Here is an 8,645-nt window from a genome sequence, read left to right as displayed (position 1 = left end):
CTTTAGCCAAGCATATGGATATCCCAACCGAGACTTGGGAGAAAGTGATTCGTGAGAGCGTACCGCCCAAGACTGTTGACGCTAATCTAAAGGCCTTTGCTGCCGGCGGACAATACTGATTAGTACTCGGGCCAAAAACACCTGGGATATCCCAGGTGTTTTTACCTTCCCTGGTTAATATTCCCAGATGCCTCCTGGTATAGCTTTCTTAGAGCAGGAATAGGAATTCTAAAGAAGGCATTTCAAGGAGGTGGGTAAGGTGGAGCTTCCACGGGTGCGAGGACGGTTGCCCAAGAATCTGGCCGATACTCGCAATCTGCAGCAAGCAGCCCGAGTCATAGTCTTTATTGTCCTTTCTGCACTGGGAGCTATGGTAAAAGCGGGCAGTCCTTTTGGCGTATTGACCTTAGCTGCTGCTCCAGCCTATTTTGTTGCCTTGGCTTTTGGTTGGGTGGAAGGTGCACTGGTGGGTGGACTGGGGACGCTGCTTTCAGCCTTAGTGGCCGGTTTTCCCTTGGGTCCGTTAGTACATGTGTACAGTGCTGTTCAAGCGGCTTTGTGGGCTACTTGTCTGCGGCTGGCCTATGAGCGCGGCGGCCCTCTACTGGCCCTCATCAGCACCATGTTTCTGGCCGGGGTGGTAGCGGCTGGCTTGGCGTGGCCCTTGGGTGGGCTGCCGTTGGTTACAGGTTCGCTGGCTCGCCTGATTGCCACTGCCGCCGTCAATGTGGTAGCAGCCATGGCCTTGTTTCTACTTATCACCCGCAGCAAAGTGGTGTATGTGCGCCGTCGGTACTAGTTCGATTTGGGGACGGCCACTTTAGTTGACAGCGAATACTGGCGATAGTATACTTGAAGTAACTCGGAGGTGATTTATCATGCCCAGTTACGAGTTTATCTGTCGCCAGTGCCAGGAACGCTTTACAGTGCTGGTACCCTATAACCAAAAGAACCAGGTGCGCTGTCCCCGCTGTAAGAGTGATAATCTGCGGGAACTCTTCGGGCTCGGTTGGATCGGTGGCAGCAGCAAAGGAAGTACTGCTACCGGCGGCAATTGTTCTTCCGGCTGAAGCCCCTTTTAAGGAACCGTGGGTTCCAGCGGCTGCCTGCCTTTGGGCAGGCGTTGTTTTTTGGGCAGGAATTTGGCTGAAAGTGGCGAATTTAGAATTTAGCAGAACGGTAGGAGGGATAATGTAACCGCACAGGAAGGAGTGGGCAGTGTTGCCACAAGATTTTCGCGTTTTAACTATTAACCCTGGCTCAACCACGACTAAAATAGCTGTGTTCGATGGGGACAAGCTGAGGCTGGAGAAAAAGGTGGAACATAAGGCCGAAGACCTAAAAGGATTTGGGAAAGCGACGGAGCAGTATGAGTACCGGCTGAATCTGATCAGAGCTGCTTTGGCCGAGGCTGGGATCGGTCTGGAGTCGTTAGCGGCAGTGGTGGGCCGGGGCGGGCTGCTGAAGCCGTTGCCGGGCGGTACGTTTCGGGTGAATGAGCAGATGGTAGATGACCTGCTGCACCGGCCGGCGGCGGATCATGCTTCTAATTTGGGAGCGGTGATAGCTTACCACCTGGGTCAGGATCTTGGTATTCCGGCCTTTATCGTGGATCCGGTGGTGGTGGACGAGTATGAAGATGTAGCTCGGATTTCGGGTTATTCGGCGATCGAGCGCCAGAGCCGATCTCACGCGCTGAACATGAAAGCGGTGGCCCACAAAGTCGCCCGGGATCTGGGCCGACCCTATCGGGATTTAAGACTGGTGGTGGCTCACTTAGGCAGCGGTTTCTCTATCAGCGTGCATATCGGGGGCCGGATGGTAGATACCACTAATCCCAACGATGAAGGGCCGTTTTCCATTGAGCGCGGCGGCGAGTTACCGGTGACCCAGCTAGTGCCTTTTGTCTGGGAGAAATTCCAAGCCGGGTGGAGCTTGGACCGGCTGCAGGCTCTGCTTATCAGAGAATCGGGGCTTTATGCCTACTTAGGTACCAAAGATCTCCGGGAAGCGGAGCGTCGGGCCCATGAGGGGGACGCTAAAGCTGACCTGGTTCTTCAAGCCCTGGCCTATCAAGTAGCCAAAGGCATCGGCGCTATGGCCACAGTGGCCGAAGGAAGACTAGACCGCATAATCCTAACAGGAGGCGTGGCTCACTCGAAGCGCGTTACCGGCGATATCTCCAGGCGGGTAGAATTTTTGGCCCCAGTGGTGATCGTGCCAGGCGAAGAGGAGCTACCGGCTTTGGCCCAAGGAGCGCTCAGGGTGCTGCGCCAAGAAGAAGAGGCCAAAGAGTATAAGTAAGAGCAGCTTTAACGCTGCCCGATCTGAAGAGCGTATAGTTCACCACCTGAGCGGAAACCCTGTTAAAGAAGGTGGTGACTTATGAACAACAAACAGAATTTCTTAAGAAAACTGGGCGGAGCGTTTTGGGTTCTAGTGGCGGGGTTGCTGGCAATCTTGATGGTATCAATAGTAAAAGCCCCTGGTGCCAAGCAACCGTACTACAAACCGAACGTATTTCCGCCTACTTCTTTTCGCTTGGCACGAGAAAACTTTACCGAATTAGAGCGCGAACTGAAGGAATTTGTCGACTCCCAGCCGGGAGAGGTTGGCCTCTATTTCTTCGATCTTACCACTGGCGGACATTTCGGTATTAATGAAAAAGAGCCCCTGCCGGCGGCGAGCTCCATTAAGGTACCGGTGGCACTTTATTTATACGAGCAGGTGGCGGCCAACAAGATTAGCCTGGATGAACAGATGGCCTATGATCCTGATGTCCATTGGTCCGGGGGCGCCGGGACCATTCGCTGGAACGCATATCCGGGCCAGCTATTTACCTTGGGTGAATTGGCGCGCAAACTGATTCGAGAAAGTGACAATGTGGCCTGGAGAATGCTCACTAATCGACTTGGACAAGACAACATAGAAGCGTTCATGAAAAATCTCGGCGGCAAAACAGTCTTTCCTGGGGGAAAAAACTATTCTACCGCCGAAGACTTGGTTACGTACACCCGGGCAGCTTTGGATTTTGCCCACAGCAACCCTGATGCGGGCTGGATCCTCATGGACGATCTGGTACATTCCATTTATAAAGACGGTCTGCCGGCCTTCCTTCCGGCTGAAGTCCAGGTAGGTCATAAGGTGGGGGCTCTGCCGGCAGTGGCCACCGACGTGGGGGTGGTGTTCTTACCGGAACGCCCTTATGCCTTGGCGGTAATGACCAAAGACGTAGGTGCCAGCGAGGATCCGGGCTTTGAAGCTATTGCTAAGATCTCCCGGTTGGTATATAACCACCGGATTGGAAAGCAAAATCAGTCACTGGCGCTGAAGGCCGATACGCTTTAAGGCCAAGGACAGGGGCAAGGCGATGACGATGCTGCCTACCGCCTGCAGCGAATTGCCGGGCAATTCCACCATGGCTGCCGGTAGACCGTAGAGAAAGATTTCCACGACAAAATAGCCTAGCACCATGATCAGGCCGCCGGCTCCCAGCCCAACCGCTGTCAATACGGTGTTTCTGCCCCGGGTAAAGGCACTGTGGGCAATCAAGCCGGCGATGGCACCTTCGGCACCTTTGATTACAAACGTAAACGGGGCCCAATGGGGATAACCGCTTAAAATGTCAGCCAGGGCCGACCCGATGCTGCCGGCCCAGAAGCCGGTACGGGGACCCCATAATAGGGCCGCGGTGAAAATGAAAGTGTCGCCCAAGTTGATAAAGCCACTGGTGGCCGGCACAGGCACTCGAAATGCAGCGGTGGTAAGGGTGACTAAGGCTACGAATAGAGCCGTAAAAGCGAAATCGCCTATTCCTGACTTGGTGTTCACAATAGACCTCCTATGTCTGTTTTATCTATATGTATGTAATCAGTTGTGAGCGGTAACACAACCTATGCGCCGCTCGCCGTCCAAATAGGCATTAAACAGACCGGAGTATATGCTCACTGCTGGGTGGCCGGTGGGTTCGGCCAGGGCTGAGCGGGAGCGGAGCCAATAGGAGTTAAAGACGTTACTTTGGGTAGTGTCGAATACAGACAAGTATAAAATACCGTCCACTTCTAAATCGTGGAAGAAACGAGTTCCGTAGGGTAACTCCGGGACAAAATTGGCTTCTTGAATGCCCAGTTCCACAATAAGTCCCGCGTTGGAGATTTGACTGTAGCCAACCGGGACCCCAAGTTCTGCTTTGGTGGATCCCCAGCGTCCGGGCCCAACTAAGATGTAGCGTTCACCGTCCATTCTACGGTTTATACGTTCTACTTCCCGGGCCACGGAGCGCTTATCTGCAGTTTGTTGATACAGGTACGGATCTACATATACCAGGCGTGTTACTCCCAATAAAATGCCGGTGGCCAACATGCGGTTACCTCTAAGGAGGATCGCCTCCGGCCGCAAGCTGGCCGGTATTTGAACCGCCCGGTATTCTTCATAGCTGGGGAGCGGACGCATCTGCACCAAAGTGAACAACTTTTCTTCCGGTTCGTAGGTAAACTCTATATCTACCGGTAGGCCCAGCTCTTCTTCCAGCGTAGCCATCAAGGTGTTGATCAAGCGGAAGAAATCGGGGTGTAAGCGAGGGAAATTCTGGAAGGTAAACACTATCTTGTCACCGGGATTGAGCTGGGGCGGTTCGTCTTCTTTTATGTCTTCGATGTGTGCGTCATCAACACGATACACTTGAGCGTACTGGCTAAAACAGGGATGGTATTTTAAAATAGAGAGTTTTTGATTAATATTAAAAACCTCTGCGCGGCCACCGGCAAGATCCAGGACGTCGAATCTTTCTTGGGAATATTTGGCTATAGCCCAGGGTGCGTGACCTTCGGGGCGCAAATTCAAGTCGGTCAAGGAAAAAGTACGGGCATATTCTCGGCCCACACAGCGGGTTCCCAGCCCGAAGACCAGCCTGATCACGCCATCTTCTTTTCGCACTTCTTTACTCCAGCGCCGGTAGTTCTTGGAGAAACCCACACCTGAAATCTCTGGATAAAAAAGGGAGCCGCGCTCTTTGCCAGTAAGCTGCTGGATCATCACTGCCATCTTGTCCCCGTGCAAACCATGCTTGCGGCGGTATTCCACGGCATTAGGAGAGTAAATACTGGCAAAAACCAGTTTGACCGCCTGTTCCAATTCGGCTAGCCTTTCTTCCCTGGTGCCGTTATTAGTGACAAAGATGGTGAGATATTTACCGGCAAAGGAATAACGCAGGTTATCTTCCAACACCGACGAGGAACGGACCGTAAGCGGCGAAGAAAACTCATCCAGCAGTTGAGCCAACTGTTCACGTATGGTCGGGGTAAATACGCCCTTAGTAAAGGCGGCTTCTATCTGCTCATAGTCCCGACCGCTGTCCACTATTCCCCGTAGCTGGTTTTGGCTGACAAAATCCTCGAATACACCGGTAGCAACAAAGAAGGTTTTGGGCACAGCTACTCGGTTAAACAGAGGATCGTTGCTTCGGTGCAGGGCCTGTTCGGCAAACAAGAGTCCACGTGCTTTGCCACCGAGTTTTCCTTTGCCGATGGTAAGGTCGTGATAAAGAGGGCTCAATTGAGGATCGAAGGCGAGGTAACGGGTAATCTTGCTGGCTATTGGCATACAAAGCTCTCCCCGCTCAATCTTTGCGTCTATTATAGCACACCAGGACAGTTGGAGTAACCCCGTTACACAGTTAACAACAATCAGGTTATTATTGCATATAGTAAATGGCCATGTTATACTGGCATCAGAACAGGCGGCCGACGACATCAGTTGGTGTTAGCCGGGCACCTTGGGTGCAGCAAGTGTCATGCTTGTGGGACTGAAAAGCCTCCACAGGTATTTTTTTGCTTTGGGGAGGCAAGAGCAAAGGAAGGAGAACCCTCATGGTCAAACGAATTACTGATTGGCTACTGGCTGTTTTTATCCCCAAGCACGAAAATCTTGAAGATCCACAGGTACGAGCCCGTTACGGTTTCTTAGAAGCCTGGATCAGCATTGTCGGGAATATTATTCTTTCGGTCTTAAAGGTTATAATAGGGGTAGCATTGAACAGCGTTTCTTTGCTGGCTGACGCGGCCCACACCTTTTCCGATGTGATTACCTCAGTGGTGGTGCTGGTGGGCTTTCATGCCTCTAGGCGCCGCCCTGACAAGGAGCATCCCTTTGGGCACGGTCGGGTAGAGCTGGTCTCGACGCTGATCATCGCTTTGCTTCTAGCTTTAGTCGGACTTGAATTCGGTCGCACTTCGCTAGATCGCTTGTTGCACGGTAATGCTGTCACTGGAACTGTGCCGGCAGCGATGATCCTGGTGATATCAGGTCTGGCTAAGGAGCTTATGGCCGGTATCTCCTTGGACTTGGGCCAACGAATTAATTCGCCGGCTCTGAGAGCCGACGCTTGGCATCACCGTAGTGACGCCATTGCTTCGGTGCTGGTGGCAGTGGCAATTATAGCCGCCCGTTATGGCTACCCGGCAGTAGATTCTATCTTAGGCCTGGCAGTGTCGGCACTTATTATTTATACTGCTTGGCAGCTAGGGAGTACAGCCGGGAGCAGCTTGGTGGGTGAGGCCCCGGATCGGACTCTCCTGCGGGAAATCATTGGCATGGCCAAGAAGGTGCCTGGAGTGATGGATGTTCACGACGTAGCGGTGCATGATTACGGTACCATCAAAGCAATTTCCCTGCATATTGTGGTTCCCGGTGATACCAGCTTTATGGCCGCTCATGAGATAGCCACTAAGGTGGAAAACATGATCCGGAACAGCCTTAGCGGTCCCGTGGTGGTCCATGTGGATCCAAGTGACAGCGAAGCTGACTCTCTGGTTACCCTGGCGGACTGACTGGCTTACCGTCAGGGAGGATTGAAATATTTTTGCCAAACAAAGAGGATTTTTGGCTTCGGTTTAGAATCTATATACTGGTTTTCCAAAAGTTGATGGAGGTGACTCTAGTGGCTTACAAGATCAGTGATGAGTGTATTGCTTGTGGTGCCTGTCAGCCGGAGTGCCCAGTGGAAGCGATCAGCGAAGGGGATATTTACGTTATCGATCCCGACAAATGCATTGATTGTGGTTCCTGCGCTGACGTTTGCCCGGTGGGCGCACCGAATCCGGAAGAATAGGCCCCAAGAAAAGCCAGCCGTCTAGCACAAGAGCGCCGGGTCAGAACCCGACGCTCTTGTGTTTCCCTAACTAGATCAGGCTTGTCTGGGGTGGGTGTTCAAAACCCCGGCGACTTTCAAGCTGGCCGCAATGGCCAGGGAGATTACCGCGTCGGCAGTGTGGTGTAACAGGGTCCCTACACCCACTAAAATCCAGGCTTCGTACGAGCTAAAACCGAACGGCAGCACTACCAGTACTTCACCCAGAGCGTGAATAGGTGCCGTGGCGAGTAGAGCGGTGGCAAAGCTGCGGTTTCGGGCCAGGATCAAAGCTCCCACTACGCCCACTGCTACGTGGACAAAGGCCCGAGCTGCCACCACTGGGCCCAGCACCAGTAAAAAGCCGACGGTGGAACCGATTCCTACCAGAGCCGCTACTGCCGGACTGACCAGCATGGCCAGCATTACTGGGACATGAGAGGCTAAGGTAGCTGAAAAAGGCGGCAGGTATACCCGAAGGTAGTTACCAAAAGCTATGGGGATAAGGAGTGACAAAGCGGTAAGCAAGGCACCATACACCAGATCACGACTGCGCATGACCATCACCTTTCAAGCAGTTGTTGTTGCCGCTATTGTAGAGCTTGCCAGATGTCTTGTCAAGTGTAAAGTCAGTTACCGGTGGGTAGCAGTATCCCCAGGTGGTGCAGACGGTCTTCGGCTTCTTCAATGGCGCTGCCATTGCTGGCCTCTAAAGTATGTAGGTGAACACCCTCGGTTAGACTGGAGAGCAGTTGTGCTTCCTGGCTTTGGTAGCGGTTGATAAAATCTTCCACATCGGCTAAAGTGTTAAGTAGCAGCAGGCCGCGGATTTCACCGTAGAGAGGATGTTCCACAATAACATCCACTACTCGGCAGCCGGCTTCCACCATAGCAATTAGCTCTGACCGAGTTTGACTCGGAGTATGGCGGCAGGCCAAGCGGCGGGTAAACACGGCCGTGGTACTTATATCCCCATACAAATAGCCACGGGGAGTGGCCACAATAGCGGCTCCTTGAGCCCGGAGCAAAGCAATATCTTGTACAATCACCTGGCGGCTGACCCCGAACCGCTGGGCCAGATCGGCTCCCGTTACTGGCTGGTGTCGATGGCTAAGAAGTTGTAGTATGGCTGCACGGCGGTTATGGCTCATGGCGATCCCTCCGAGTTAAGTATTCCCTGCTCTTCCTGGTGAATCCTGCTCTGGTGGCTTTTTCCCGACAATTTTTCTCCTGGACGGGGAAACCTAGGGCCAGGAGGGAGATGCAGTGGCAGCAGATAAAAAAGGTCGGCGGCGGCCACTTGTACGCCGGGCTTCCGAGGAGTTGGACGCTCTAAAGTACGAAGTAGCGGAGGATCTTGATCTCGACGATAACATTGCAGAAGAAGGCTGGGAGAACATGACCACGCGGCAAGTGGGAAAAATCGGCGGCCAGATGGTAAAGAAAATGCTTCGGTTTGCCGAAAAAGAAATGCAGCGCCGTGGTGGCAAGATTAAAGAATAGCCCCGGGCAGCTTACC

Annotated in this window: 12 protein-coding genes; 8 read left to right on the top strand and 4 right to left on the bottom strand. The window is 53.0% G+C overall.

The window, feature by feature from the left end:
* The 5 genes from GX016_08935 to GX016_08915 form a co-directional block, all read left to right on the top strand.
* The coding region (locus tag GX016_08935) for an indolepyruvate oxidoreductase subunit beta (GenBank protein ID HHT71675.1) at positions 1 to 119 on the top strand (119 nt) is incomplete at its 5' end.
* A gap of 140 nt (positions 120 to 259) precedes the next feature.
* Positions 260 to 799, top strand: a complete 540-nt coding sequence (locus tag GX016_08930) for an alpha-ribazole transporter (protein ID HHT71674.1) — start codon at positions 260 to 262, stop codon at positions 797 to 799.
* A 79-nt stretch (positions 800 to 878) separates the two neighbouring features.
* The gene (locus GX016_08925; GenBank protein HHT71673.1) at positions 879 to 1,070 is read left to right on the top strand and encodes a zinc ribbon domain-containing protein; all 192 of its coding nucleotides are present in this window, start codon (positions 879 to 881) and stop codon (positions 1,068 to 1,070) included.
* Between the two features lie 151 nt (positions 1,071 to 1,221).
* Positions 1,222 to 2,304, top strand: coding sequence for a butyrate kinase (gene buk / locus GX016_08920; protein HHT71672.1), 1,083 nt, complete (start codon positions 1,222 to 1,224; stop codon positions 2,302 to 2,304).
* Between the two features lie 81 nt (positions 2,305 to 2,385).
* On the top strand, positions 2,386 to 3,348 hold the full coding sequence (locus tag GX016_08915; protein ID HHT71671.1) for a serine hydrolase: 963 nt from the start codon (positions 2,386 to 2,388) through the stop codon (positions 3,346 to 3,348).
* Here the strand turns inward: GX016_08915 and GX016_08910 are convergent.
* Positions 3,319 to 3,831: an ECF transporter S component gene (locus tag GX016_08910; protein ID HHT71670.1), complete on the bottom strand. Its 513-nt coding sequence runs from the start codon at positions 3,829 to 3,831 to the stop codon at positions 3,319 to 3,321. The genes GX016_08915 and GX016_08910 overlap by 30 nt on opposite strands.
* A 39-nt stretch (positions 3,832 to 3,870) precedes the next feature.
* Positions 3,871 to 5,601, bottom strand: coding sequence for a phosphoenolpyruvate synthase (locus GX016_08905; GenBank protein HHT71669.1), 1,731 nt, complete (start codon positions 5,599 to 5,601; stop codon positions 3,871 to 3,873).
* Between the two features lie 266 nt (positions 5,602 to 5,867).
* Between GX016_08905 and GX016_08900 the strand changes: the two genes are divergently transcribed.
* Together GX016_08900 and GX016_08895 are read left to right on the top strand one after the other, a co-directional pair.
* Positions 5,868 to 6,827, top strand: coding sequence for a cation transporter (locus tag GX016_08900; protein ID HHT71668.1), 960 nt, complete (start codon positions 5,868 to 5,870; stop codon positions 6,825 to 6,827).
* A 110-nt stretch (positions 6,828 to 6,937) separates the two neighbouring features.
* Entirely contained in the window at positions 6,938 to 7,108 is a 171-nt protein-coding gene (locus GX016_08895) for a 4Fe-4S binding protein (GenBank protein ID HHT71667.1), read from the top strand.
* Positions 7,109 to 7,183: 75 nt separating this feature from the next.
* Here the strand turns inward: GX016_08895 and GX016_08890 are convergent, their stop codons facing one another.
* Together GX016_08890 and GX016_08885 are read right to left on the bottom strand one after the other, a co-directional pair.
* The gene (locus tag GX016_08890; GenBank protein HHT71666.1) at positions 7,184 to 7,684 is read right to left on the bottom strand and encodes an ECF transporter S component; all 501 of its coding nucleotides are present in this window, start codon (positions 7,682 to 7,684) and stop codon (positions 7,184 to 7,186) included.
* Between the two features lie 71 nt (positions 7,685 to 7,755).
* The gene (locus GX016_08885; protein ID HHT71665.1) at positions 7,756 to 8,277 is read right to left on the bottom strand and encodes a transcription repressor NadR; all 522 of its coding nucleotides are present in this window, start codon (positions 8,275 to 8,277) and stop codon (positions 7,756 to 7,758) included.
* Positions 8,278 to 8,392: 115 nt separating this feature from the next.
* Here GX016_08885 and GX016_08880 point away from each other — a divergent pair, with 115 nt between their 5' ends.
* The gene (locus GX016_08880) at positions 8,393 to 8,629 is read left to right on the top strand and encodes an alpha/beta-type small acid-soluble spore protein (GenBank protein HHT71664.1); all 237 of its coding nucleotides are present in this window, start codon (positions 8,393 to 8,395) and stop codon (positions 8,627 to 8,629) included.
* Positions 8,630 to 8,645: the final 16 nt, after the last annotated feature.

This window comes from Bacillota bacterium (genome assembly GCA_012837285.1).
In the GTDB taxonomy this organism is placed as follows: domain Bacteria; phylum Bacillota; class DTU030; order DUMP01; family DUMP01; genus DUNI01.
The sequence above is the reverse complement of the archived record's forward strand: the minus strand, read 5'-3'. Positions and strand labels throughout refer to the sequence as shown.

Coding starts and splice junctions, on each gene's coding strand:
- GX016_08925 (HHT71673.1), top strand. CDS start 879: ATGCCCAGTTACGAGTTTATCTGTCGCCAGTGCCAGGAACGCTTTACA.
- GX016_08900 (HHT71668.1), top strand. CDS start 5,868: ATGGTCAAACGAATTACTGATTGGCTACTGGCTGTTTTTATCCCCAAG.
- GX016_08915 (HHT71671.1), top strand. CDS start 2,386: ATGAACAACAAACAGAATTTCTTAAGAAAACTGGGCGGAGCGTTTTGG.
- GX016_08885 (HHT71665.1), bottom strand. CDS start 8,277: ATGAGCCATAACCGCCGTGCAGCCATACTACAACTTCTTAGCCATCGA.
- GX016_08905 (HHT71669.1), bottom strand. CDS start 5,601: ATGCCAATAGCCAGCAAGATTACCCGTTACCTCGCCTTCGATCCTCAA.
- GX016_08890 (HHT71666.1), bottom strand. CDS start 7,684: ATGCGCAGTCGTGATCTGGTGTATGGTGCCTTGCTTACCGCTTTGTCA.